Source organism: Apilactobacillus zhangqiuensis, assembly GCF_019656215.1.
In the GTDB taxonomy this organism is placed as follows: domain Bacteria; phylum Bacillota; class Bacilli; order Lactobacillales; family Lactobacillaceae; genus Apilactobacillus; species Apilactobacillus zhangqiuensis.
Genome location: NZ_BPLK01000005.1, coordinates 90877 through 114902 on the forward strand (window position 1 = coordinate 90877; position 24026 = coordinate 114902).

Sequence of the window (24026 nt, forward strand, 5' to 3'; positions counted from 1 at the left end):
TATTATAGATTGTTACCAATAAATTGTGAGTTGTATAAGTCAGCGTAGAAACCATTTTGTTCCATTAATGAGTTGTGGTTACCAGTTTCCTTGATTTGTCCGTGATTCATAACAATAATCTTTTCTGCGTTTTGCACAGTAGATAATCTATGGGCAACAACGAAACTAGTACGACCTTGAATCAAACGGTCCATTGCATCTTGGATCAGTGATTCAGTTCTAGTATCAACAGAACTAGTAGCTTCATCCAAGATTAGGATTTCTGGGTTGGCAAGGAATGCACGTGCAATTGTGATTAATTGACGTTGACCTTGAGAAACGTTTGATGCTGCTTCATTTAAGACAGTATCATATCCATCAGGTAACTTTTCAATAAATTCGTCTGCTTGAGCTTCCTTAGCTGCTTTATATACTTCTTCATCAGTTGCATTGGCATTACCATACTTGATGTTATCAAAGATGGTACCAGTGAATAACCAACTATCCTGTAGCACCATTGAGATGTTTGATCTAAGTTCACTACGTGAGTATTCGCGAGTATCAATACCATCTAATTTGATTGATCCAGAATCGATGTCGTAGAAACGTTCTAGCAAATTAATGATGGTAGTCTTACCAGCACCGGTTGGTCCAACGATGGCAACAGTGGTTCCCTTTGGAACGTCTAGGTTAAAGTCCTTAATTAAAGGAGTGTCTTCAACGTATCTGAAGTTAACATCTTCAAACTTAATCTTGTCGTTAGTTTCTTCATGTTCCAACTTCACATCTGAATCTTGCATTTCCGGTTCATCTAGAATCTTGAAGATACGTTCAGCAGAGGCGATGGTTGATTGAATAGTGTTAGTTAGGTTAGCTAAGTTGGTGATTGGTTGGTTGAACATGTTAACGTATTGTAGGAACGCTTGAACATTACCTAAAGTAACAGCACCGGCAGCAACCTTAATTCCACCAAAGATGGCTACGAAAACGTAGTTTAAGTTCTTAACGAAGTTCATTAATGGGAACATAAAACTAGATACGAATTGAGCCTTCCATGCGTAGCTGTAGTATTTATCGTTTTGTTCTTCGAATTGATTAATTGCTTCTTCTTCACGGTTGAAGGTCTTGATGATGGTATGACCAGCAAAGTTTTCTTCAACTTGACTGTTAACATCACCCAAGTGACTTTGTTGCTTACTGAAGAAACGTTGTGACTTAGGAGCAACAACACCTACGATGATTCCAATCAATGGAAGTGTACAGATGGCAACCAATGTTAGTGAGAAACTAATAGTTAACATCATGTATAACACACCAAAGAATAGAAGCACACTGGTGATGAATTGCGTTAAGTTGGTTTGAAGCATTGTAGAAATGTTATCCATATCATTGATCATTCTAGACATGATATCCCCATTAGAATGAGTGTCATAGTATGAGATTGGTAAACGTTCTAGTTTTGCTTTCAAATCCTTTCTCAATTGGTAAACAACCTTTTGAGAAATATAAGTCATAATGAATTGTTGACCAACGTTGAATAACGCAGCCAAGATATATAATGAAGCAACTGTAATTAGAATATGACCAACCGCTGTAAAATCGATTGGAATTGAAGAAACGTGTAACCCTTGTTTCTTCATTACAAAAGCCTTCATAACACCCTTGTAAATTTCAGTGGTTGCTTCCCCTAAAATTTTAGGAGTAACGATTTGTAAGACTACAGCAGCAATTGCCATGATTAATGTGAAGATGATTCCTAGCATCCATGGTTTAACATACTTCACTAAGCGCCATGTTGCTGACCAGAAGTTTTCTGCCTTTGCGCCTTTTCCTTTGCCATGATTATGCACGGTCGTCATCTCCCTTCTTGATTTGTGAGTCTAAGATAGCACGGTAATATGGGTTATCCTTAGATAGTTCTGCGTGAGTACCTGATCCAACAACCTTACCGTTGTTTAATACCAAGATGACATCAGCATCGGCAACTGTTGAGATTCTTTGGGCAACAATTACTGTTACCGCACTTTGAATCTTTTCATCCTTGTTCAATGCTTGTCTTAATTCGGCATCGGTCTTGAAGTCCAATGCTGAGAATGAGTCATCGAATACATAAACGTCCGCATTCTTTAGAATTGTTCTAGCGATTGCTAAACGTTGCTTTTGTCCACCAGAGAAGTTGTCCCCGTTTTGTTCAACATGGGTATCTAAACCGCCTTCTTCTTTAACGAAGTCGGCTGCTTTTGCAACTTCTAGTGCATGCCAGATTTCATCATCTGTGGCATCTTCATTACCATACATCATGTTTTCTTTAACAGTACCAGTGAATAGGACCGCTTTTTGTTGAGTAATTGAGATTAACTTGTGAAGTTCTTTTTGTGCCATGTCCTTGATTGGAGCGTCATCAATCTTAATTTCACCACTTGAAACGTCGTATAGACGTGGAATCAAGTTAACCAGACTAGACTTACCAGAACCAGTTTCACCAATAATGGCAACGGTTTGGCCCGCCTTAGCTGAGAAGTTAATATCTTCTAGCGCTAACTTCTTGCTGTCACCGTATCTGAAATCAACATGGTCAAATGAAAGACTAGCTTGATTGGATTTTGGCGCAACAGTTTCATCAGCGTCGACGATTGAATCGTTAACGTCTAATACTTCGTTGATACGACTTGCTGATGCTTGTGCTCTAGGAATAAATACGAAAAGCATTGAAAGCATCATGAAACTAATCAAGATTTGAGTAGCGTAAGTCATAAATGATACCAAGTTACCAACTGCAAGAGAGTTAGCAGAAATCATCTTGGCACCAAACCATACGATTCCAACATTGGTTCCACTTAGGATAAGTGTCATAAGTGGGAACATTAATGAAGTCAACATGAAGACTCTAATTCCAGTCTTAGCGTACTTGTTGTTGTATTTGTCAAAACGGTCTTGTTCATATTGATCACGGTTAAATGCACGAATAACACGAACACCAGTTAGACCTTCTCTAAAGACAAGGTTCAATCTATCAGTTTGGCCCTGTAACTTTTTAAATAGAGGTCCGGCAAAAGACATAATTACAAATACAGACACTAATAAGACACCCAATGCACATAGGAAAACAACGGTAAGATGCGGACTCTTAACGAAGGCCAATACCATCGCACCCACTAACATAATTGGTGCCATTACCATCATTCTTAATACTTGAATCATTACGTTTTGGATTTGCACAACATCATTGGTATTTCTAGTAATCAATGATGCATCACCAAACTTATCCAAGTCTTGGTCAGCCAGATAAATAATCTTACGATATAAAGCTGATCTGATTTTCTTCCCCATCTTTTGGGATTGAGTGGCAGCGAAGAAGATGTTACCCCCTGCTGCTAATACCCCGATAAACGCAACTCCTAACATCTTAAGACCTTGGGTCCAGATATAATTAATATCATTTTGGGCGACCCCTTTGTCGATTAAGTTAGAAGTAACGGTTGGTAAATACAAATCACATGAGACTTGCACAACCATAAATAGGACAGCTGCTAGAACTGCCCACCATACTAAATACTTCTTAGCAAGTTTTATCATATTTACATTCACTCCGAACGATTTTTTTATAATTGCCGTTTTAAAATTCAAAAGATTATTATATACTCTACTCGTTGATTTTAAAAGGGATTGCATTACCCTTTTATTAAATACACACAAAGGAGTAATACTATGGGAAGTAATTCTGACGCATTAAGAAACGTTTTGACGTTTGTCAAAAACAATCCTGACAAGGTCATCATTAATAATAATAAGTACAACAACGCCATCCAAATGCTAATTCAAGACGACGTTGCTGTCGGTAATCCTGACCTCTTCTTCCCGGAAAATCGAATTCGTGCTAACCGCATGAACAGATCATTTCTGGAAGAAAACAGTCACCTCTTGGATTACTTCAGTGAAATGACTGACACCAGTTCAATGGCATTTAACGACGTCTGGATTTCCACCAGTCATATTTTAGACCTAGGAAAATACTTCTTAGACTTATCTTTTGAATAATCTCAATAATAACTATAACAAATTTTTTATGCTATAAAAAGCAACAACTTGACTCATTTTGTTGCAAATAGTATCATTTTATACTGTTAGTTTAAAGAATGGAGTTATTAAATGAATAATAAGATTGCCGCGATTATCATCTCAATCTGTGAATTCTTTATGGTCGCTTTATATACAGCGACTGGAATGGTGTACACATTTTTAGATGGTATCGACATTGAAAATGCCGTCATGATCGGCATCCTATTCTTTTTCCTTGCACTCTGCTACTTAACCCAGATCATCTTCAATTTCTTTTTGAGAAACATCTTGGTAAAGGAAGTCTTTTTAGGCATCCTAGTCCTAGTCTTCTTTGCCACATGTATGCTTACAACTGACTTGAAGGTTGGATTAGTAGTAATTAATTGGCTTGTGATTATTGCCAACATTTTAAACGTGATGGATTTAGACTTATTAAAATTCTAAGTAGGACAATTTATCCTACTTTTTTTCTTATGTTTTCGATAATAAAACTGGTTATTTTTAAATACTCATATATAATAGTAATAATTTAATTAAGGAGTTATCCATTATGAGTAACGAAGCCCTACTAATTATTGATTACACCAACGATTTTGTTGACGATAAAGGAAAGCTAACAGTCAGCAAACCTGGTCAAGTGTTGGTCGACTACATCGTCGATTTAGCCGAAGAATTTCGTCAAGCTGGCAAGTGGGTCATCCTACCAACTGACTTGCATCAAGAAAACAATCCATACCACCCAGAAACTAAGTTATTTCCACCACATAACTTAAAGGATACTTGGGGTCGTGAATTCTATGGAAAACTAAACAATTGGTACAACGAACACAAGGACGAAGAAAAAGTCTACATGTATGACAAGACTAGATACAGTGCCTTTGCAGGAACTGATTTGGATCTTCGTTTACGTGAAAGAAAAATAGATACATTACACCTAGTGGGTGTCTGCACTGACATCTGTGTATTACACACCGCTATTTCAGCTTACAACCTAAACTACGACATTGTCGTTCATGAAAAAGGTGTCGCTGGATTAACTCAAGCTGGTCATGACTTTGCTCTAAGTCACTTCAAGGACAGCCTTGGTGCTACTGTTAAGTAAACAAAAGAAGCTATCAAAAGATAGCTTCTTTTTTATAAGAATACAATAAAATATAAATGCCGTTTTTATACACTGTGTATAATTTTCTATAATAATGGTTAAATCTTTCTAAAACCTTTAATCCCCTATCATTAAGCCTTTTATCTATCCAGTTGGCGTTGTTACTTTATAAAATTGCCATATACGATGATAGATTTTTTATTTTCGTCTAGCATTCTAAAATTAGGCTTTACTGTTCTCTCATATTAAAGTTGTAAAATACGAATATTCCTTTTTCAATATAGCTGATAACTACTAAGGGGGAGAAAAATTGAAAAAGAATAATAATAAGACTGTGCGATTACTATGTATATTCGCAAATTTATACCTATTAATCTCTAGTCTGGTATTTGGCCTAATTCTTTTGGAAACCTCCAATCGGATGGAAACAGAGGGATTTTCCCAAATATATAGCTGGTTTTACGTTCTCTCGCTAATTACCCTAGTAATTTGTTTGATTGCACAACTACTCATCATGTTCGTTGAGAATGTGCAGTTAAAGAAGCTAGCAATTTTTGAGATTTTCTTCGTCGTTTTCGAAGTCATTCTCTTCACGTTAGACGTAATTGACTGGCCACTAATGATTAAGACGATCTTAACTGCCTTAATCGTGTTGGTTTTACATATACTATAATCTTCTCTAAAAATCCTTATCTGCCATATGATAAGGATTTTTTGTAAATAAAAAACGCCACTATCAAGTGACGTCAGCTTTTTAAATGTTATTTGTTATGAATAATGAGATTAAGGCCAATGCGGCTGGCAAGCCTTGTGTGATGATAATCTTCTTGTTAGCGGTAATGCCACCAAAAATGGCGGCGACGACCACAAATCCTATAAATAGATATAGGTTAAAAGTTGTAAGCGATTGTGGTAGGAAAAACGTCGTTAATAGAATACCGACACCGATGAAGCCATTGTATAGACCTTGGTTAGCCATACTAACCTTAGTTTCTGGTGTTAATAGGTATTCTCTGGATAGATCAAAAGCCTTTTGTGCCATCTTGGTACGACTAAAGAACATCTCTAAGATCATGATGAACAACGCTTCAATCGCGACAATTAAAACTAATACATCACTGATAATTTGCAAACTAATCACCTTTTACCCTTCGTTTATCTCGATTCTAACATACTAGAAGAAACTGGATGGGAATTGGGTGGATTGTTTAGAATTTCTTAAATGAAAAATAATATGACCATAAAAAACAATATAACTATAAAATCGAAGTGATATAATTATATTATATTTTTAAAGGGGTTAAATTAATATGAATTATAGATGTCCAAATTGTCAACAAGTATACACTGGAATGCTAAGATATTGTCCATATTGCGGAACTACAATTAGATACAATCAAAATGACGACATGGCAATAGACAATTATTCAAGTAGTAGAAGATCTAGAACTTCTACTACTATGGAAAAAGTTGGGTACATAGGTCAAATGATGCAGTCATGTGGATGTATTTTGCTTTGTGTTTGGCTATTAGCATTTTTCATTTTCCTTTTAATCGTAATTTTATAATTTATAAAATCGTACATAAAAAGCACCATCACTTAAAAGTGACGGTGCTTTTTATGTACGCTTAGAAACTGAGTATACTGGATTCGAACCAGTAAATTAAGGATTCAGAGTCCTCTGCCTTACCAATTTGGCGAATACTCAATAACTGATTATATATTCAATCTTAATACTCAAAATACCCTTATGTCAACGGTTATCGGCATTGACAGTCATAAAAATGAATAGTAGTATAAATATATAGTGATTGATTAGTGATATTGCCCGCTGGTCAAACTGGTTTAAGACGTCGCCCTCTCAAGGCGGAGTTACGGGTTCGATCCCCGTGCGGGTGATAATAAAGAAAAAGACAGCCATTTGGCTGTCTTTTTTGTTTTCTAGTAACTGATGGCTTTGTAGCCACTACGTTTCCATAGCTTGGTTAATTTCTTGACTGTGATGGTCTTATTTAGACCATCCTCTGGGTCAAAGTAGAAGAACACGCGGTGGTTAAAACCAAATAAGACGATGCATTGATTATCTCGTCTGCCCCATAACATCACCGGACGGTTACGATTAATCTGGCTTCTCACACGACGATATGACTTCTTAGTCAAATCCTTATATGAGCCAACACTGTTCACTAGAATGCTCTTAAATGTTGAATCAGATAAGTTATCGGTAATCTCACCTAACTTGTCGTAAACGTCAAAATCTGGTCTAGAAAAATGAACTAACACTGACAACGCCTTTTCTTCGTTTGAAGATTCGGTGTTATCCTTACTAGCTTGTAGATTTAAGATTCTGTAGTTCTTACGAATAAACTTGTTAGGAATCCAGCCGGCATCACTTTCACTTGTGAAGTGGAACCAAAGATGTTTTTGGTAAAAACCAATTTGATCAATTTCAAATTTTGCTTTTTCGTCTGATTGGTTGAATGCTTTGCGTTGATGCTTCCCCGCTTGCATTTCATTGACGTACCACTTGTCCATCTTACGGTGCTTTAATCGCACGTAAAAATGTGGCACGTTTTCATTTGCAATTGAATTGCTTTTCATTAATTCACCCTCATTTATTTAGGTATAGACTCCATTATAACAATAAAAAGGTATAAAACGCACCCTAAATGACGTTTTATATATAATATCATTTCACTAAGTTAATAAATATGGTAACATTGATATGTACCTTTTGGGGGCGTTATGGATTCGACGGGTATAGTTCGAATTCGGATTGCGTTCGCAGCGGCGTCTGCTCAACCGTCCAGTTTTTAAATTATAACTGCAAACAATAATTCAAACAACGTCGCTTTAGCTGCCTAATAAGCAGTCTACGACAATCCAACTAGCTTTGCCTAGGGGCTAACTTGGGTTTTATAATTGATAGGCTTACGTTACTTGCTCACACCTGAAGTTAAGTAAAAGAGATTAATCAGGTTAGCTGATCATGTTAACCCTGGAATACGGTGCTTTGGTCAGTGAAACTTCAAATAGTATCCCTATGAGCGTAGATATTCGAATGGCGATATGCTCGGACGCGGGTTCGACTCCCGCCGCCTCCATACACAAAAAGAGTTCTCAATTAAGAGAACTCTTTTTTATTTAATCACTAAACTTAGCATAGTAATGATCTGTTGATATTTCTTCTAATGAATCTTTTGTTAGATTATCTGGTATAACTTTCTTAATGACATTACCAGGAAGACTATAAGATTGAATAGGCATAAACTTAGTTTCATATGGAGTCCCCACTTTTCCATACAAAGTAACCTTAATATTATCAAAATCAGATGGAGTATATTTCTTTATAACCTTAATAATATCAATTATATAAATGTAATCTTCATCTGGATTTTCTGTAAAGTGAGAACTATAAACGGATACCATCATTGATTTTGGCTTTGTATCAAATTGTCCATTTACAGTGACCTTATTTACAGAAATTTCATCTGATAGTTTATCGTTGATATCATCTTTCATATCCTGTTTATAACTATTAACTTTAACTTCTGCTTCCGCTTTTTCATGATCTTTTTCAGCTATATCATTTTCTTTATTAAGATATTTACTCATCTTAGAATCAACAGTAATGCTAAAGTCAGTTACACCTGTTGTTAAATCATCAAATTGATCATCAGAAATGTCATCATTTCTGTCTTTATCATATTTTGACAAAGCAAATCCTCTAAACTTGTACTTCTTACCAGGTGAAACACTTCCATCTTCTCCTGTTTCCAAATCTGATGTATCAATATAAGTCTTAAATTTATGATTTTTTACAACTGACCATGAACCCCATCCATTAGATGCATAATTATAACTACCATCATTTAAATCAGAATCTAAAATAAATATTTTTGAACCATTTGGAGCATCAGACTTACCTGTTATTACGTAATTATCATATTCTCCAGAAATTTTTGAAATGCTAATTTTATATGGACTTGAATAAGTGTTTTTATTATTAATAGCTATAAGAAATGATAATATTACAAAAAAGGCTAATATAATCCCACCTACCAATAATATTTTCTTTTTAAAAAAATATGTAATTACATTTCTTACATCTTTTTTTGAAAATAGTTTAAAACTAAAGCTCAAAATAATTTCATATAAAATTACCACAACAACCATAAAAAATGGATTATTAACGAATGAAAATACTCCTATTAGAATTGTTAATGCTGATATGATTAGCAATTCCCAAGAATGTTTTTTAAAAACGTTTTTTTCGGATCTCAAATTTTTACAATACTCAGATATTGTAAAAATACTAACTGCCATGGATAAAATTAAAAATAAAAATTGAAAAAATATCATACTTAATCCCCCCCTAAAAAATAAACAACTTATATATTCTATCATAATAAATAAGTTATTTGGACATTTTGTTTATAAATGAAAGTTTATATATAACTAAAAAGGAACGAAAGAAAATCTTCTTTCGTTCCTTTTTTATTGGCATTAAAAATATAGCCTAATATACATGATTAACAGCATATTCAGCTTCTGCCATAGTAAATTCTCCACCATCGCTTGATGTTAAAACGACTAGTGTTTCTTCTTCTGAATAACCGTATTCTTCATAATATTTATTAGCTTTGTTCAAAGCATTTGATTTCCAGTCCATTTCATCTACTTGATTAACTCCATATTGAGCGTCACTAGGAGCATATCCCTCGAAAATTAATTCTCTGTATACTTGGACTTTAGATTTAACCGTGCTTTCAGCTATACCAATAGCATCATTAGCAGCATTTTTCTGTTCTGATGTAGCATTTACATCCTCATTAGAATCATAATAGTCTTCTCTATCATTACTACTTGAATCATTGTAAGAATCGTTGTTGTCACTGTCATCATCATTACTATCATAGTCAGAATCATCGTTATCACTATCTGAATCAGTAACTTCTTTTTTATCGGATGCTGGTTTAAATTGATCATGAATTGCTTTAGTAATTTTGTACTTTCCAACTGTACTTTCGTCAATTAGTTTAGATACTTGATCATCACTAAAGTCGTCTTCTGCATCATGCTTAATGCCTGAGAATGAAGAAATTAAAAATTCTAATTCAGACCCTACTTTGTATTTTGAATCATTACTAATATGATTTATTGAAACATATGCTGTAAATTTATGATTTTTTACTGTAGCCATATCTTCTTCGTCTGAATTATTGAAAGCATTTGTAGTTGTATCTGGATGGTCCTTATCATTCATAGATACATAAATTTTAGAACCATCAGATGCCTTGGTTGTACCTGAAACCTTTAAATAATCATGTGAACTATTTTCACTAATCTTAGTTAGATTAACCTTGTAAACAGTAAATTGTTCTTCTTTTTTCTTTTTAGGAGTTGTTTCCTTTTTACTTTGATTATCACTCTTCATTTTGTGATGAACAACGGTTTCATTGCTATCTGCATAGCTCCATTTGTTTGGAATAGTTGCACCGGTAATCGCAAATATAAAGAAGAATGCTAAAACAGCATATAAGAACTTTCTCTTTGGATTTGGAATTCCAAAGACTTCTTGAGTATTTACATGTAATCTATTAACAAAGAATGTTGCCACTAAAGCTAGTATTGCAATATCCAATATTATTAACATGATTACATTTATAATTGAATGTATTTTTAGGAAAAAGAATAATTCTTTCAATACAAATAAAATAACAGCACTAGATATCAATGCATAAAAGTATCTATCCAATGTATTTGGTCTGTTGATCTTTTTCTTTATATATTGATATAGAATATATGAATTAATTCCCCAAGATAAGAAAATTAATAATAAATTCAAATTCGACATTAATTAAAACCCCTCATGTTTTTTTCGAACAACATTTTAGCATATGAATTAGTGTATTTTGACGAGTTATCCATTAGATATCATTAAGAAATCTATGGCACAATCCTTATCATATCAACCTTATAAGAATATTGATAAGAAAACATAAGTTTGTTAAAATTATACAGTTGTTATAAAAGCAAAGGGGTTAATTATGAAAGTTTCACACAATATCATTTCTAAAGTTACATCAATCTTAAAAGATGCTACTAGCAATAAAATAAGTATTTTAATCTCAAGAGCATTAATTGGATTACTTCTTGGAATTATCCTTGTTATTATGGGATTTGAAATTTATTCAGAAGCATCTGGTGGCCTAATATTCATTCTTTTATTATTAGGATTAGTCGGATTCCCTGTATTCATGTATAAAACTGATAAAGACATCGTTAGATAAAAAAGGTCATAACAGATACAATTGAGTATCTATTATGACTTTTTTATTTATATGAACATCTTTTGTAGGTAGGCTTTTTTTGTTGTTTTAAAGCTTATATTTATTGGATTGATTATTTATCAACTGATTTAACCCAGAGAAAAATGCACCAATTTTTTGTTGTTCATCATATGTTGGATAAAAATATTTTAAATTATTAACTATTTTTCCTGATAAATTTCCTTGTCCACCTTGAATATATCTATTAACGATTTCATTTTTCTTTTAATTTAAAAACTCATACATATATAGCTTATCCAATTTTTTCTTAGGAATAATTGCTAAAACAGGTTGATTAATGGCACCATCAACTTTTGAAATACCAATTTTTCCACTTGTTGCTCCGTATAATGCAACAAGAAGTGTTCCTTTTTGTACCAATTTGGCCGAAGAATTACTTAATCCATCATCTGTTAAATAAAGATTCATAGAATGACTGTTAATATCACTAGACTTAATAAATGGAATTGATCCGCCGTAGTTTCTCTTATCGTTAACATTTGGAGTACCTCCTGAAAAAATATCTGCAATATCTTTTATTTTTCTTCTTTCCATTCACCACTAAATCTCAATCTAGGTAACATTTCTACATCTTGAGGGAACATCTTTTGTAGATATCCTTTTTTAGTTTATTCAGTTGTTCTAACTTTTGAGTTTGAAGTTCAATAGTTTTATCTAACTTTGAAAAACATGTCTCATTTTGATATGTCAACATAAAATGTCGAAAATGTTTTCGACATTTATAAATGTCTATAATTTTCCTTTTTACATTGGACATTATAGTGCTATTATATCCATATACATATTAAGGAGATGCTATAACATGGATGCAAAGAAAATTGATGAATTAATCGCCACTTCCACCAATCCAGAAAAGATGAGAATTATCGTCGACCAACTACACGCTTGTGGTTTTGGCGATGCTTTCATGACTGGACGCGAATTAAAGCAACTACCCGATTTAATCCAAGATGACGAAACAATTAAGTTTGCCACTAGCGGAAACTACGATGCAACTGCTAGTTCAGTATTAATAGTAGTAACTGATAAGAGAGTACTTTTAGAAAACAAAAAGTTATTCTTTGGATCACAAAATACAGAAATTCCATTAAATCAAATCAATGATATTTCATATAATTCAGGCATGATGTTTGCATCCCTTACCCTAATCAGTGGTTCAAAGGAACACAAGATGTCGATAATCGAAAAGAAATACATCGAAAAATTAGTACAAACAATCAGAGTCGAAGCCGAAAACGCTAAAAAACGTCAAGAATCATCTGACAATAATTCATCTAACGGAAATATTGATGATGAAATTGCACAATTGAAGAAACTAAAGTCATTAGTTGACGAAGGCATCATCACTGAAGAAGAGTTCGTAGCTAAGAAAAAGAAGGTCCTTGCCATCTAAAAAAGACATCCCTAACAGGATGTCTTCTCATTTATACAAATGTGTAATTTTTAGGCATTATGCTATACTTATTTTCATATAAGTATAAGGAAGCGATAATGTGAAGAAACTCATCAGTGCTTGTTTAGCAACCATGGTAGTATTTTCAACAGCATGTTCTTTTAATTATGATTGATCTATTTATTTAATTGCAATTTCAATGATTGTTTCGTATGGTGCTTGACCTAAATCATTATTGTAAGTATTGAAAGCATGTGATACACCAATCCCAATAGTCTTAGCATTCTTTTTCAAAAGAGCCTTTTTGTCAACATAGTTTAAATAGTATTGAGATGAATTTTTGCTAGTGACTTTTGCACTCATTCTTTTGACGTCCCATGTTCTTGAATCTGCTTCTAAAATGCTCTTGGCATTTTTATACTTCATTTTCTTAGCAGTAACTTTAAAGTATCCGCGCATTTTCTTTGAGGTGATATGTCTATCGTATCCACCTAAAATGTACGCCATTTTTCCATCTGATACTCGTTGACCTAATTTTTCCAAAGATTTATTATATCGTAATTTACCTAAATGATGCTTACTACGATATTTGTTAACACGTTTTAGAACATCAGCTTTGACATCCTTAACAAAGTTCTTTGAAACACGATCTGTTTGAGATGCAGATACGTATGTAGTGCTAGATAATACTGGAACAAATAATAAAACTGCTGCAATGGCAGCAAAAACTAATTTTTTGAATTTCATCTTCCTATCTCCCTCTTTTCAAAAATTCAACTAATTATACCACTAAAAGTAATAATTCTATTAAATTTATATCATAAGCTTATTATTTTTGTGTAATAATAGAAGTATACTTTTATGAGGAGATGCTTGCCATGATAGACCAAAAAGAATCAAAGCCAAGTTCTTACAAAGAATATCTTTCTCACCTTATTTACTACAGCAGTGAGCTTACAAGCACTTTGCTAAACGATTTAGATAATGAATTTGAATTCTACTACGCATACGATATCAAAGATTTAGATGATGAATTCGACACACATGATTTTGACACAGTATACAAAAGAGTCGCTGATGGTAAGTACGAAGAAATCAGCGATGCAGAATATAAAAAAGCAGCGTTTCGAATTTATGACATCATCCCCAATTGCATCTATGACTGGATGGTCGACTTTTTCTTCTATGATAATGATGACGTTGAAGAATCAAATCAGGAGTTATTAAAGGAATTTCCCGAGATTAAGGAAGCCCATATGGAAAGATCATGGATGAATGAAGATTATGCTAGCATTCGCCAACATCATCTATTTGATATGAACGACTTTCCACAACTATAAAAAAGAAGCCATTATGGCTTCTTTTTATTATATTAACGACATGGTTAGAAAAGTCATCATTCTTCTGTTCAATCAGTAATAAATCGACGTTTTTCATAGTTAAATTCTTTCTTTTTTTTAATATTTAAATGCTACTATTATCAAGAATTTTATGATAACTGATATTGATAGAAGGAAGGGAAAAACGATTCGTAGAGATGTTGTTACAGGTGGGTTTCAATTCATCGAATCATTTATTAACCTATTCATATTTACATACATAGCTTTACCATTAATTATAGGTGAAAATACCAACCAACAGAGTATTCTTTTGGGGGTATTAATCATCTTTATCAACCTATTCCAGGTTATCTTTACATTCATTTCTGCCAGTAAGAAGAGACTTTTATCAGCATCATTCATTATCTTATTGATTGAAATTTTTATAATCGGACTAGGTAGTCATTTTCAGTTTGACAGAACCCTTATCATATCACTATCAACAATTGTCTTAGCAATTCAGATAATGCTGTTCGACTAAAAAAGAGCCATTATGGCTCTTTTTTAATACATTCGGTTAAAATAATCCACGTAATATTGATTATTCTTTAGTCTAATCTTTGTAACAGATGTGTTATCCGGTTCGATCACAGACATTGGATTATCTTGTTGTTTTAAAGCCATCAACATCGCTGCTTTCACCGTAAAGCCATGCGATACCAAAACGAATTTACCGTCTGGATTCTTTTCAGAAATTTCTTCCATGAACTCGCTGACGCGCTTTTCAACGTGTTCAAAGGTTTCCCCATCGGCCAAAGAAGCGTAGCTAGGCAACACATCCTTTAGTTCTTCATCGAAGACTTCCGGATATGTCTTCATCAATTCTGCATTGGATTGTCCATCCCACTTTCCATATGAAATTTCTAGCAAGCGTTCGTCTTTTTCGATTGGCAAACCAACGCCATAGTTTAAATAATCCGCAGTATCTTTGGTTCTTTGTAGCGGACTGACATAGATTTTATCAGCAAAACTAATGTCAAAATGATCATGTAGATGCTTAGCTTGTTGCTTGCCTAGCTCAGATAAATAGGTGATCTCGGAGTTAATCGTTCCCTGCTTTAACCCCTGTTGATTGGCGAATGTTTTACCATGGCGAACAAAATAAAACTCAGTCAAAATAAAACTCTCCTTTCAAAGAAACACGTATATTTTGATTTATTATAACATTTTCGTTTGCAAATTATTATATGTGTGTTAGAATTTGATTAAATTAAAGGAGGGGGTAATTAAAAATGTTAAGAAATACAAATATTAATAATTTAATTGTCTCTTCCTGGTCTACACATCCATTTATGTAGGCCTATTTATACGAATCTTGTGCCCTGCATAGATGGTTAACTTTTTGTGGGGTCTAAAAGACAATACACTTGAACTAGTGGCCCCACAGAACTGTCTCTGTGGGGCTTTTTTTATTCGTTTAATCTATTTTTGGGAGTGAGAATTGTGACTGTATATAATTTTTCAGCTGGTCCAGCAGTAATGCCGAAACCAGTTATTGATCAGATTCAACGTGAGATGCCTTCGTTTAACGATAGTGGCATGAGTATTTTGGAAATTTCACACCGCAGCACCCTGTTTGAAAATGTATTAAATGACGCCAAGCAAAACATCAAGGAGTTAATGAATATCCCTGATAACTATCATATTCTTTTTTGCCAAGGCGGTGGAACCGGACAGTTTGCGGCCGTTCCCTTAAATTTAGCTAACCACAGTGAAAACATTGCCTTTCTAGATAGTGGACATTGGAATCAGAAAGCCTATCAGGAAGCAGAACAACTAGGATATGGCATCGACGTCATCAAATATGATGGACAGCTTCCCTACCCAGATAATAATTTTAACGAAAAAATTTATGACTATTTGCATGTAACCATCAACAACACGATTGAAGGCTCTACATACCACCCCAATCATTTACCAAACGTCAAAGACATTCCCTTAGTTGGTGACATGTCATCCAACTTCATGGCTGAACAATATGATGTTAACGACTTTGGTCTTATCTTTGCGGGTGCGCAAAAGAACTTGGCTCCGGCTGGTCTAACTATCGTTATCGTTAGAGACGATTTAATCAATCCAGCTAAACATATTCCGACCATTCTAAATTACGAAGCATACGCCAAGAAAAATTCCATGTTCAACACCCCACCGGTATTTCCAATCTACGCAGCTAAGCTAACCACTCAATGGTTATTGGACAACGGTGGGATTGCCGAAATGGAAAAAAGAGATATTCAAAAGAGCAGTATGTTATATGACTACCTTGATCAATCAAAACTATTCCATAACAACGTTAAAAAAGAAGAACGCTCATACACCAACATCGTCTTTACTACCAACGACGATGAATTAGATGCACAATTCGTCGACTTTGCGGCCAACCACGACTTAGTCAGTCTAAAAGGTCATAGAAGCATCGGTGGACTTCGTGCCAGTCTATACAACGCAATGCCTGTTGAAGGTGTTGAAAAACTAATTGATGTCCTAACTAAATTCGAACAAACTCGGGGGTAATAATTATGTATAAAGTTAAAACTTTTAATGCCATTTCACAGGATGGTTTAGACAAATTCAGTGATAAATACCAGATCAACCAAAGCGACAATCCAGACGCTTACCTAATCAGATCAGCAAACATGTTAGATGCTGACTTTCCAGAAAAACTAAAGGTAATTGTTAGAGCCGGTGCTGGTTTTAATAACCTACCTATCGATAGATTATCAGAATTAGGCATCGCCGCATTCAACACTCCCGGAAGTAACGCTAATGCGGTCAAGGAAGTTGTATTATCAATGATTATCGCATCTGTTCGTCACCTTTTCCCCTTGGCTAATTTCTCAGCTAACAACTTACACGCTGACATCTCAAAGATGAAGAAAATTGATCCTCGCTTCAAGGGAACTGAAATCAGGGATAAGACGCTAGCTGTAATTGGTTTAGGCCATGTCGGTTCACTAGTGGCCAATGCCGCCAACGACTTAGGCATGGACGTTGTCGGATATGACCCCTACCTATCAGCAAACGCTGCCTGGCGAATCGAAAGTGATATCACTCGCGCCAACACCCTAGAAGATGCCATTAAGGATGCCGATATCGTCACTGTCCACGTGCCAAAGAACGAAGAAACAACCGACCTAATCGATGAGAAAGCTATTAAAAAAATGAAGTCAGGCGTAAGCATTCTAAACTATGCTCGTCTAGGTATCGTTAACAACCAAGCTGTTGTTGATGCTTTAGACGCCGGCAAAGTTGCATCATATATCACCGACTTTGGTGACGATGTCTTAATTAACCGTGAAGATGTCGTTATCACCCCGCACATCGGTGGATCAACTGTCGAAGCCGAGGGCAACGGAGCAGTTAGAGGGGCTAAAATTATCCAACGCTACTTAGAAACTGGTAACCTATCACAATCATTGAATCTACCAAACATGAACGTTTCAATGCACTCACCATACCGAATTACCTTAATTCATAAGAATATTCCTAACATGGTTGGTCAAATTGCCACTAAGGCGGCCGAAAACAACTTTAACATCAACCAAATGAGTAATGGTGCTAAAGGAGAAACGGCCTACACTATGGTAGACTTCTGTGACGAACCAACTGAGCAATTATTAAACGATTTACGAGCAATCAACGAAGTTATTCGCGTTCGTGTTATCAAGCGCAAATAAAAAGGAAGCCTTTAAGGCTTCCTTTTTATTTGTAGTTAGTATCGGCTGATAGGATAACGATGTTTACTTGCACAGTAATTTTGGTTCTAATCACTCTTAGTCCGATTCCGTAGTATCTTAACCCATTTGCTTCATTACCTAGTAATTGAGTCTTGTGACCATCACCAGAAGCACCATCATTAGTAATCATTTCGTTAAAGTAGTTAACGTAATCTGAAATGCGATAGTAATTCTTATCCAATGTGGCGTAACCGTTTGATTCGTATATATCGTTTTGGTTCTTAACAATTCCCATTCTTTGACCATCTAAAATGGCTGCTTCTTGAAGATGACGCTTACCATTTCTGGTTATGTAATGAGATGCTTCCCCCATTGTTGGATCAACGTAGTTGGCACGTTCTTGAGCCACCTTGTCTAAGCCACGACTTAAAATCCATTTACCATTGCTAGTTTTCCTTCTTCGACTTTGCACGAAGTTAACAAACTTAGTTCTGATTCTGCTCTTAATTTGAGCATCAGTTAATTGAGTTAATTCTCGATTGTCTAATTTGACTGAATCATTAATACGCGGTGAAAGTTGGTGTGATGATTTGTTAGTAATCTTTCTCTTTACCACATATAAATCAGCTGATTTTACCCAACCCGATTTCTTACCATTCTTGCTTTCGACTAATTTGTATGTAGTCTTCTTCACCTTAGCGGATTTCTTTTCAAATAGTGCATCTTTCCCGAAGTATTTTTTAGCGGATTTAGTTTTAATCTTTTTAATTTTTTGTGTGTCGTATAAGCTGGCATCTTTTTTCAAACTAACTTGTGTATTACCAGATAAATTAGTTTCAGCTTTAGCATGCTGTGTACTGGCCATCATCAAACCGGTTGAAACGATTCCTGCGACCAATGTGGTTTTTAAAATTTTCTTCAGCAGCACTTTCATTTTTACCTCTCTTGTTAATTGTTAATTTTTTCTTAAGATAACAAAAAAGATTATATAATGTTTTATAAAATTAAGAAAGGTATAAGTGGGTTAATTTTATATTAATGAAATTACGTATTTTTGAACTATCATTACAATAACCTTAGTATAAATAACATTTTAATAATAGTTACTATTATTTTTATACATTTTTCTAATGGAGGAGTTTAAAGTTTTTTATGATTTTTGTGTAAAAAAAACACCGCCTATGGCGATGTCTTTCTCTTTATTAAATTCCACGTTGGTAAATCCAACCAATGAACTTACCTTCGTAATAACATTTGTAGTAATAAGTCTTCCAACCATCTTTAATTGCACGACCAGTAATGTGGACAGTCTTACCAGCGTATTCACTAGCTGTTCCCATGGTCTTGAAATCAGCAAAGTGACTTTGTGTTACATGGTTGTAGAATCTGTAGTTACTATTTAGTTTAACTTTTTTGTGCATGTTAACTTTTGAATAACTAATGTGTGGACCCAATCCATTTTGGTTGATCCAACCTAATAACTTACCATTTTCGTATGCACGGTAGTAAGTACGACCACTTACAGTCGCCTTTAAATCAACCGTTACATTCTTACCATGGAATGTACGACCATAGTGAGTTCTGTGAAGTTCACTAAAGTAATTATTTCCAGGAACATGGTTGTAGAAGTTGTATTTTACAGCTGTCTTAACAGTCAATGTCTTGTTTTCCTTTGTGTATGTCACATTGGATTTTGGCTTACTTGGTTTGTTGTTATTATTATTGTTGCTGTTATTTGTAGCATCAATAAACCAAGAACTATTCTTTTGTGTTAATACACTAGCATCGACGTATTGGTTCAATGCTGGAGAATAGAAATGATCTGTGTATTGCCATAATACATGTTCTCTTTGTGGTTCATTTGTTTGGTAAGCTGCTAACCAGTAACCATCATATGAACTAACGGCATCGGCGGCATGGGAAACCATGAAGCTTTGGTATGAGTAGAAAAGAATCTTTCTGTTACCAACTAGTGGTCTCAAGGCATTAACCCATGCTTTGGTAGCGGCATTAGTTCCACCTGACTTAACAGTTTGTTGTTCATAATCGTTAACATAGAATCTAGCTTCTGGAGCACGACTGTATAAAGTCTTTGCTTCACTAGCTGCATCTGAAGGACTGGTATATTGACTAAAAGAATATACACCGTATGGCACACCATACTTCTTCATCAAAGCAACGTTATGGGCAAAGGTCTTATCATGGTAAGCACTACCGAATTGAACACGAAGAATAACGAAAGGCACTTCGTTTTTCAAAGTCTTCACTTGGCTATCGGTAAAATTACCTTGCCATTCGGATAAATCGTAAACGTTATTGGATACGGCATTACTCTTCACCGAAGTGAATGAAATGCATAATACCCCGATCAACGCGACCCCAAAACTCATCAATAAATACTTTAACTTATACATATTCTCATCCTTTAACAATTATGATTAATACCATTGTACTATCTAAATATTGCAGGAATGCTATACAAAGGTTACAGTTTTTCCCAATTTATTTACAAATTATTAAATATTTGGTTACAAATTGTAAAATTTTTAATATTGACAAATTTATAAACTAAAAAAGACGCCTAAATTGGCGTCCTTGCTAGTTAACATTTAAAACAATTTTACCGGTATTTTGCTTTTCACGCATGCATGCTAATGCTTGTTTTGACTGCGATAAGTCAAACTCATTGCTGACATGTAATCTAATCTTATTATCGGCTAACAGGTCATAAACATCATTACTGAAATCACTGATTAGTGCAGCCTTGTATTCATTACTTCTAGGTGAAAGTAATGTCCCTGTAACAGAGATTCGTTTCCCAATAATATCCATGATATTAACTTCTTTAATCTCACTTCCGCCAAGATTACCGATTAGGATGATTTGCCCATCCATTGCAACGGATTGGATATTTTGTTGATAATAACTGGCACCGATGAAGTCCAAAATTAGGTCTGCACCGTGGTCATCCGTAATACGTTTCACTTCTTCTGCAAAGTCAGACTTTCGATAATCAATTGCATAATCGGCACCATAATCCAAACAAATCTTGGTCTTCTTAGTGCTTGATGTTGTGATAACAGTGGCTTTGGTCAGTTTTTTAACCAATTGAATTGCTGCTGTCCCCACTCCACTGGCTCCAGCATGAATCAACACAGTTTGATTATCTTGTAGTTTTCCAATGGTAAATAAGGTCTGATAAGCAGTTAAAAAACTCTCTGGAATCGTGGCAGCATGCTTATAATCGACGTTGTCTGGGATTGGCATTAATCGATCAGCTGAAACGGCGATATATTCGGCATAACCACCATCATCTATCAATCCCATGACACGTGTTCCTACATTATATTTAGTATCGTTTCCATCGATAACTTCTCCGGCCATTTCCAAACCTAAAACTGTATCGTCTGATTTTACTTTTTGATCTGCCCACAATAAATCAACGTGATTGACACCAACATTATGGATTTTGACTAAAGCATCCCCATCTTTTAGCTTTGGCATCGGTGCATTAACCAATGCATTCGATTTTTTTGAACTGGCAATATTAACCACTTTCATAGATATAAACCTCTCACTTTTATTTTCGTTTAAGATAACCACAGCTGCTAATCAGTGTATTTACTAGTTTCTAAAAAAATATATTAGTTACTTTTAACCCAGTGATTAAATTATTTTTATTTCATTTAATACTTCTGCCGGTATATCTTATATTTTGTTACTAAACTTTTAGTTAACGATGCTAAAACATCGTGCTATCATCGAGTTGAAGCTGATAAATTGATACACCTTTTCAACTCAGCTTGTTATCTTAACTTACAAACTAACTCTACATAAAAAGTGCGGCTCAATAACCGCACTTTTTTATTTTAATGGCCCATCGATAAATTGAGCGACTCCATTACCGAAGCTCCAGTCTTCATCGGTATTGGTAGTTAGGTTAATCATTAAGTCGGTCTTTTTGATGCCTAGCTTGTCTTCTAATTGTTCAGCTAAATCGTGGTAAAATTTTAACTTTTGTTCCTTGGTTCTTGGTCTGGTAGTAAGACTAAATACGACAACGTCGTTAGTACGATCAAAACCTAGTCCGGTATCTAAAATATTCATTTCAAAGTCTTCGTGTTGAGTTAGGATTTGGTATCTATCTCCATCCGGAGCACCGAAACAATCTAACATTACATGGTAAGAAATATCCATTAGTTGCTTTAAGTAATCACGGTCGTGGCCCTTGATTACATCAATATTCATCTTTGGCATTTTGCGTTCTCCTTACATAAAATAAGTTATTTAATGAAACCATTATCCAATATGTACATATCTAATGCAATTAATACGCTTTTTTATAATCGCCCTACATTTATATTGTAATTAACGTCAAAATAGTGGTAATATTTAAATGTGAAAAATAGTTAATATGATAGAACTATAAATACGGATGAGTAGTTGATGAATCTTATCAGCGAGTTAAGGATAGTGGGAGCTTAATAATACTTTCATCAATGAATAACACCTATTTGTTTTCGTTTTGAATCTTTAATAGAGACGAACGCACATCAAAGCGTTATTTGATTGAGTGGCCTATTTATAGGCACTTTAGGTGGTACCGCGGAACTTTCGTCCTAATTTTTGGGGCGGAAGTTTTTTATTTACCGCTATTTATAGTTTACGGAAAGGCGTGAATCACATGACACAACTTAGTGTTAAAGATCTATACACTAAAGATCTAGAAGATAACACAACAGTTTCTCTTGAAGGTTCAATTAAGACTATTCGTGGTTCAAAAAACATTAGTTTTATCGAACTAAACGATGGTTCTTGCTTCAAGAGTGCTCAAATTATCGTTAAAAAGAGTAACGAAAACTTTGAACAAATCAGCAAGCTTCCAATCGCTTCAACTATCACTGTTGAAGGAGCATTTGTGAAGACTCCAGATGCTCCTCAACCTTTTGAAGTTCATGGAGAAAAAGTAGAACTAGTTGGTCGTTCAGACTCTGACTATCCTCTACAAAAGAAGAAGACTTCTTACGAATTTCTACGTACTATCGCTCACTTGCGTCCACGTACAAATACTTTCTACTCAGTATTTAGAATTCGTTCATTAGCTGCATTTGCGGTTCATGAATACTTACAACACAACGACTTCGTTTACGTTAACACCCCAATCATCACAAGTAGTGATACTGAAGGTGCCGGTGAAATGTTTAGAGTTACAACTATGGACATGGATAACCTTCCAAAGGATGACCAAGGTCACGTAGACAACTCAAAGGACTTCTTCAAGACTGAAACTAACCTAACTGTTAGTGGTCAACTTCCTGAAGAAGCATTCACTATGGCATTCAAGAATGTGTACACTTTTGGTCCTACTTTCAGAGCTGAAAACTCACACACTCCTCGCCACGCCTCAGAATTCTGGATGATTGAACCAGATATGGCATACACTCGCCTACCAGGTATGATGGATGTCGCTGAAGGTTTACTAAAATACGTTATCAACTATGTTTTAGATCATGCTAAGGATGAATTAGAATTCTTGGATGAAAACGTTAAGCCAGGTCTAATCGAAAAACTACAAAAGACTGCTAGTGAAGACTTTGCTCGTGTTACTTACACTGACGCTGTTAAGTTACTTCAAGATGCAGATGTAGACTTCAAGGTTCCAGTTGAATGGGGAATTGATTTACAATCTGAACACGAAAGATACTTGTGTGAAGATGTCTACAAACGCCCTACTTTCTTAACTGATTATCCAAGAGATATCAAGGCTTTCTACATGCGTGATAACGACGATGGTAAGACTGTTGCCGCTGCTGACTGTCTAGTACCAGGTATCGGTGAAATCGTTGGTGGTAGTGAACGTGAAGAACGTTACGACGTCTTAAACGATAAAATCAAAGAATTTGACTTAAACCCAGAAGAATACGACTGGTATGAAGACCTACGTAAGTATGGTGAAATCAAGCATTCCGGTTTCGGTATTGGTTTCGAACGTCTAGTTATGTACGTTACTGGTATGGAAAACATCAGAGATGTTATCCCATTCCCACGTGAACCAGGTAGTGCTAAATTCTAATAAGATTTAA

Annotated in this window: 23 protein-coding genes, 2 tRNA genes, 1 other RNA gene and 1 other annotated feature; of the genes, 12 read left to right on the plus strand and 14 right to left on the minus strand. The window is 34.8% G+C overall.

Features of this window, described 5'->3' with window-relative positions:
- Nucleotides 1–2: 2 nt before the first annotated feature.
- Both K5Q07_RS05860 and K5Q07_RS05865 read right to left on the minus strand, forming a co-directional pair.
- Entirely contained in the window at nt 3–1838 is a 1836-nt protein-coding gene (locus tag K5Q07_RS05860) for an ABC transporter ATP-binding protein (RefSeq protein ID WP_220730131.1), read from the minus strand.
- Complete coding sequence (locus K5Q07_RS05865) at nt 1822–3555, minus strand: ABC transporter ATP-binding protein (RefSeq protein ID WP_220730132.1); 1734 nt, start codon at nt 3553–3555, stop codon at nt 1822–1824. The genes K5Q07_RS05860 and K5Q07_RS05865 overlap by 17 nt, the downstream gene beginning before the upstream one ends.
- Before the next feature lie 132 nt (nt 3556–3687).
- Between K5Q07_RS05865 and K5Q07_RS05870 the strand changes: the two genes are divergently transcribed.
- The 3 genes from K5Q07_RS05870 to K5Q07_RS05880 all read left to right on the plus strand — a co-directional run bounded on the left by K5Q07_RS05870 (nt 3688) and on the right by K5Q07_RS05880 (nt 5140).
- The gene (locus K5Q07_RS05870; protein ID WP_220730133.1) at nt 3688–4017 is read left to right on the plus strand and encodes a hypothetical protein; all 330 of its coding nucleotides are present in this window, start codon (nt 3688–3690) and stop codon (nt 4015–4017) included.
- Nucleotides 4018–4128: 111 nt separating this feature from the next.
- The gene (locus K5Q07_RS05875) at nt 4129–4482 is read left to right on the plus strand and encodes a hypothetical protein (protein WP_220730134.1); all 354 of its coding nucleotides are present in this window, start codon (nt 4129–4131) and stop codon (nt 4480–4482) included.
- 103 nt (nt 4483–4585) lie between these two features.
- The gene (locus K5Q07_RS05880; protein WP_220730217.1) at nt 4586–5140 is read left to right on the plus strand and encodes a cysteine hydrolase family protein; all 555 of its coding nucleotides are present in this window, start codon (nt 4586–4588) and stop codon (nt 5138–5140) included.
- Nucleotides 5141–5894: 754 nt separating this feature from the next.
- On the opposite strand, the gene K5Q07_RS05885 is transcribed toward K5Q07_RS05880, so the two are convergent.
- Together K5Q07_RS05885 and K5Q07_RS05890 are read right to left on the minus strand one after the other, a co-directional pair.
- Nucleotides 5895–6272: a DUF1304 domain-containing protein gene (locus K5Q07_RS05885; protein WP_220730135.1), complete on the minus strand. Its 378-nt coding sequence runs from the start codon at nt 6270–6272 to the stop codon at nt 5895–5897.
- A gap of 504 nt (nt 6273–6776) precedes the next feature.
- Nucleotides 6777–6849: transfer RNA gene (locus tag K5Q07_RS05890), tRNA-Gln, on the minus strand.
- Between the two features lie 117 nt (nt 6850–6966).
- On the opposite strand from K5Q07_RS05890, the gene K5Q07_RS05895 reads away from it, so the two are divergent.
- Nucleotides 6967–7040, plus strand: a tRNA-Glu gene (locus K5Q07_RS05895).
- Between the two features lie 42 nt (nt 7041–7082).
- Here the strand turns inward: K5Q07_RS05895 and K5Q07_RS05900 are convergent.
- Complete coding sequence (locus tag K5Q07_RS05900) at nt 7083–7742, minus strand: cysteine peptidase family C39 domain-containing protein (protein ID WP_220730136.1); 660 nt, start codon at nt 7740–7742, stop codon at nt 7083–7085.
- A gap of 135 nt (nt 7743–7877) precedes the next feature.
- Here K5Q07_RS05900 and ssrA point away from each other — a divergent pair.
- Nucleotides 7878–8248: a transfer-messenger RNA gene (gene ssrA, locus K5Q07_RS05905) on the plus strand.
- 37 nt (nt 8249–8285) lie between these two features.
- On the opposite strand, the gene K5Q07_RS05910 is transcribed toward ssrA, so the two are convergent.
- Complete coding sequence (locus tag K5Q07_RS05910; RefSeq protein WP_220730137.1) at nt 8286–9503, minus strand: hypothetical protein; 1218 nt, start codon at nt 9501–9503, stop codon at nt 8286–8288.
- A gap of 157 nt (nt 9504–9660) precedes the next feature.
- The gene (locus tag K5Q07_RS05915) at nt 9661–10785 is read right to left on the minus strand and encodes an Ltp family lipoprotein (RefSeq protein WP_220730138.1); all 1125 of its coding nucleotides are present in this window, start codon (nt 10783–10785) and stop codon (nt 9661–9663) included.
- Between the two features lie 406 nt (nt 10786–11191).
- Here K5Q07_RS05915 and K5Q07_RS05920 point away from each other — a divergent pair, with 406 nt between their 5' ends.
- Nucleotides 11192–11434, plus strand: a complete 243-nt coding sequence (locus tag K5Q07_RS05920) for a hypothetical protein (protein WP_220730139.1) — start codon at nt 11192–11194, stop codon at nt 11432–11434.
- 264 nt (nt 11435–11698) lie between these two features.
- On the opposite strand, the gene K5Q07_RS05925 is transcribed toward K5Q07_RS05920, so the two are convergent.
- Nucleotides 11699–12028 carry a restriction endonuclease subunit S gene (locus K5Q07_RS05925; RefSeq protein WP_220730140.1) on the minus strand — a complete coding sequence of 110 codons (330 nt, stop codon included), beginning with the start codon at nt 12026–12028 and terminating at the stop codon, nt 11699–11701.
- A gap of 268 nt (nt 12029–12296) precedes the next feature.
- Here K5Q07_RS05925 and K5Q07_RS05930 point away from each other — a divergent pair, with 268 nt between their 5' ends.
- Nucleotides 12297–12887, plus strand: a complete 591-nt coding sequence (locus tag K5Q07_RS05930) for a PH domain-containing protein (RefSeq protein ID WP_220730141.1) — start codon at nt 12297–12299, stop codon at nt 12885–12887.
- Between the two features lie 180 nt (nt 12888–13067).
- Here the strand turns inward: K5Q07_RS05930 and K5Q07_RS05935 are convergent, their stop codons facing one another.
- Nucleotides 13068–13634, minus strand: a complete 567-nt coding sequence (locus tag K5Q07_RS05935) for a hypothetical protein (RefSeq protein ID WP_220730142.1) — start codon at nt 13632–13634, stop codon at nt 13068–13070.
- 131 nt (nt 13635–13765) lie between these two features.
- Between K5Q07_RS05935 and K5Q07_RS05940 the strand changes: the two genes are divergently transcribed.
- Nucleotides 13766–14227: a hypothetical protein gene (locus K5Q07_RS05940; protein ID WP_220730143.1), complete on the plus strand. Its 462-nt coding sequence runs from the start codon at nt 13766–13768 to the stop codon at nt 14225–14227.
- A 151-nt stretch (nt 14228–14378) separates the two neighbouring features.
- Nucleotides 14379–14747: a hypothetical protein gene (locus tag K5Q07_RS05945; protein ID WP_220730144.1), complete on the plus strand. Its 369-nt coding sequence runs from the start codon at nt 14379–14381 to the stop codon at nt 14745–14747.
- A gap of 23 nt (nt 14748–14770) precedes the next feature.
- On the opposite strand, the gene K5Q07_RS05950 is transcribed toward K5Q07_RS05945, so the two are convergent.
- Complete coding sequence (locus tag K5Q07_RS05950) at nt 14771–15382, minus strand: histidine phosphatase family protein (protein ID WP_220730145.1); 612 nt, start codon at nt 15380–15382, stop codon at nt 14771–14773.
- 327 nt (nt 15383–15709) lie between these two features.
- Here K5Q07_RS05950 and serC point away from each other — a divergent pair, with 327 nt between their 5' ends.
- Nucleotides 15710–16780 (plus strand): 3-phosphoserine/phosphohydroxythreonine transaminase, encoded by a 1071-nt coding sequence (serC, locus tag K5Q07_RS05955; RefSeq protein WP_220730146.1) that lies wholly within the window; start codon nt 15710–15712, stop codon nt 16778–16780.
- 5 nt (nt 16781–16785) lie between these two features.
- Nucleotides 16786–17943 carry a phosphoglycerate dehydrogenase gene (locus tag K5Q07_RS05960; RefSeq protein WP_220730147.1) on the plus strand — a complete coding sequence of 386 codons (1158 nt, stop codon included), beginning with the start codon at nt 16786–16788 and terminating at the stop codon, nt 17941–17943.
- Between the two features lie 25 nt (nt 17944–17968).
- Here K5Q07_RS05960 and K5Q07_RS05965 read toward each other — a convergent pair whose 3' ends face one another.
- From K5Q07_RS05965 to K5Q07_RS05980, 4 genes are all read right to left on the minus strand, one after another.
- Nucleotides 17969–18877 carry a hypothetical protein gene (locus K5Q07_RS05965; RefSeq protein ID WP_220730148.1) on the minus strand — a complete coding sequence of 303 codons (909 nt, stop codon included), beginning with the start codon at nt 18875–18877 and terminating at the stop codon, nt 17969–17971.
- Between the two features lie 268 nt (nt 18878–19145).
- Nucleotides 19146–20357, minus strand: a complete 1212-nt coding sequence (locus K5Q07_RS05970; protein WP_220730149.1) for a GH25 family lysozyme — start codon at nt 20355–20357, stop codon at nt 19146–19148.
- 184 nt (nt 20358–20541) lie between these two features.
- A complete protein-coding gene (locus K5Q07_RS05975) occupies nt 20542–21504 on the minus strand; it encodes an NAD(P)H-quinone oxidoreductase (protein ID WP_220730150.1) in 963 nt (320 codons plus the stop codon).
- 303 nt (nt 21505–21807) lie between these two features.
- Entirely contained in the window at nt 21808–22200 is a 393-nt protein-coding gene (locus K5Q07_RS05980) for a tautomerase family protein (protein ID WP_054604646.1), read from the minus strand.
- A 159-nt stretch (nt 22201–22359) separates the two neighbouring features.
- Nucleotides 22360–22568: a binding site (T-box leader), on the plus strand.
- A 59-nt stretch (nt 22569–22627) separates the two neighbouring features.
- Between K5Q07_RS05980 and asnS the strand changes: the two genes are divergently transcribed.
- Nucleotides 22628–24016 carry an asparagine--tRNA ligase gene (asnS, locus tag K5Q07_RS05985; RefSeq protein ID WP_054606337.1) on the plus strand — a complete coding sequence of 463 codons (1389 nt, stop codon included), beginning with the start codon at nt 22628–22630 and terminating at the stop codon, nt 24014–24016.
- The last annotated feature ends 10 nt before the right edge of the window (nt 24017–24026 follow it).

Excerpts from the sequence above, each read along its gene's own strand:
- K5Q07_RS05920 (WP_220730139.1), top strand. The coding sequence starts at position 11,192 with ATGAAAGTTTCACACAATATCATTTCTAAAGTTACATCAATCTTAAAA.
- K5Q07_RS05865 (WP_220730132.1), bottom strand. The coding sequence starts at position 3,555 with ATGATAAAACTTGCTAAGAAGTATTTAGTATGGTGGGCAGTTCTAGCA.
- K5Q07_RS05940 (WP_220730143.1), top strand. The coding sequence starts at position 13,766 with ATGATAGACCAAAAAGAATCAAAGCCAAGTTCTTACAAAGAATATCTT.
- K5Q07_RS05960 (WP_220730147.1), top strand. The coding sequence starts at position 16,786 with ATGTATAAAGTTAAAACTTTTAATGCCATTTCACAGGATGGTTTAGAC.
- asnS (WP_054606337.1), top strand. The coding sequence starts at position 22,628 with ATGACACAACTTAGTGTTAAAGATCTATACACTAAAGATCTAGAAGAT.
- K5Q07_RS05910 (WP_220730137.1), bottom strand. The coding sequence starts at position 9,503 with ATGATATTTTTTCAATTTTTATTTTTAATTTTATCCATGGCAGTTAGT.
- K5Q07_RS05875 (WP_220730134.1), top strand. The coding sequence starts at position 4,129 with ATGAATAATAAGATTGCCGCGATTATCATCTCAATCTGTGAATTCTTT.
- K5Q07_RS05945 (WP_220730144.1), top strand. The coding sequence starts at position 14,379 with ATGATAACTGATATTGATAGAAGGAAGGGAAAAACGATTCGTAGAGAT.
- K5Q07_RS05925 (WP_220730140.1), bottom strand. The coding sequence starts at position 12,028 with ATGGAAAGAAGAAAAATAAAAGATATTGCAGATATTTTTTCAGGAGGT.
- K5Q07_RS05980 (WP_054604646.1), bottom strand. The coding sequence starts at position 22,200 with ATGCCAAAGATGAATATTGATGTAATCAAGGGCCACGACCGTGATTAC.
- K5Q07_RS05970 (WP_220730149.1), bottom strand. The coding sequence starts at position 20,357 with ATGTATAAGTTAAAGTATTTATTGATGAGTTTTGGGGTCGCGTTGATC.
- K5Q07_RS05935 (WP_220730142.1), bottom strand. The coding sequence starts at position 13,634 with ATGAAATTCAAAAAATTAGTTTTTGCTGCCATTGCAGCAGTTTTATTA.
- K5Q07_RS05930 (WP_220730141.1), top strand. The coding sequence starts at position 12,297 with ATGGATGCAAAGAAAATTGATGAATTAATCGCCACTTCCACCAATCCA.
- K5Q07_RS05900 (WP_220730136.1), bottom strand. The coding sequence starts at position 7,742 with ATGAAAAGCAATTCAATTGCAAATGAAAACGTGCCACATTTTTACGTG.
- K5Q07_RS05975 (WP_220730150.1), bottom strand. The coding sequence starts at position 21,504 with ATGAAAGTGGTTAATATTGCCAGTTCAAAAAAATCGAATGCATTGGTT.
- K5Q07_RS05965 (WP_220730148.1), bottom strand. The coding sequence starts at position 18,877 with ATGAAAGTGCTGCTGAAGAAAATTTTAAAAACCACATTGGTCGCAGGA.
- K5Q07_RS05870 (WP_220730133.1), top strand. The coding sequence starts at position 3,688 with ATGGGAAGTAATTCTGACGCATTAAGAAACGTTTTGACGTTTGTCAAA.
- K5Q07_RS05860 (WP_220730131.1), bottom strand. The coding sequence starts at position 1,838 with ATGACGACCGTGCATAATCATGGCAAAGGAAAAGGCGCAAAGGCAGAA.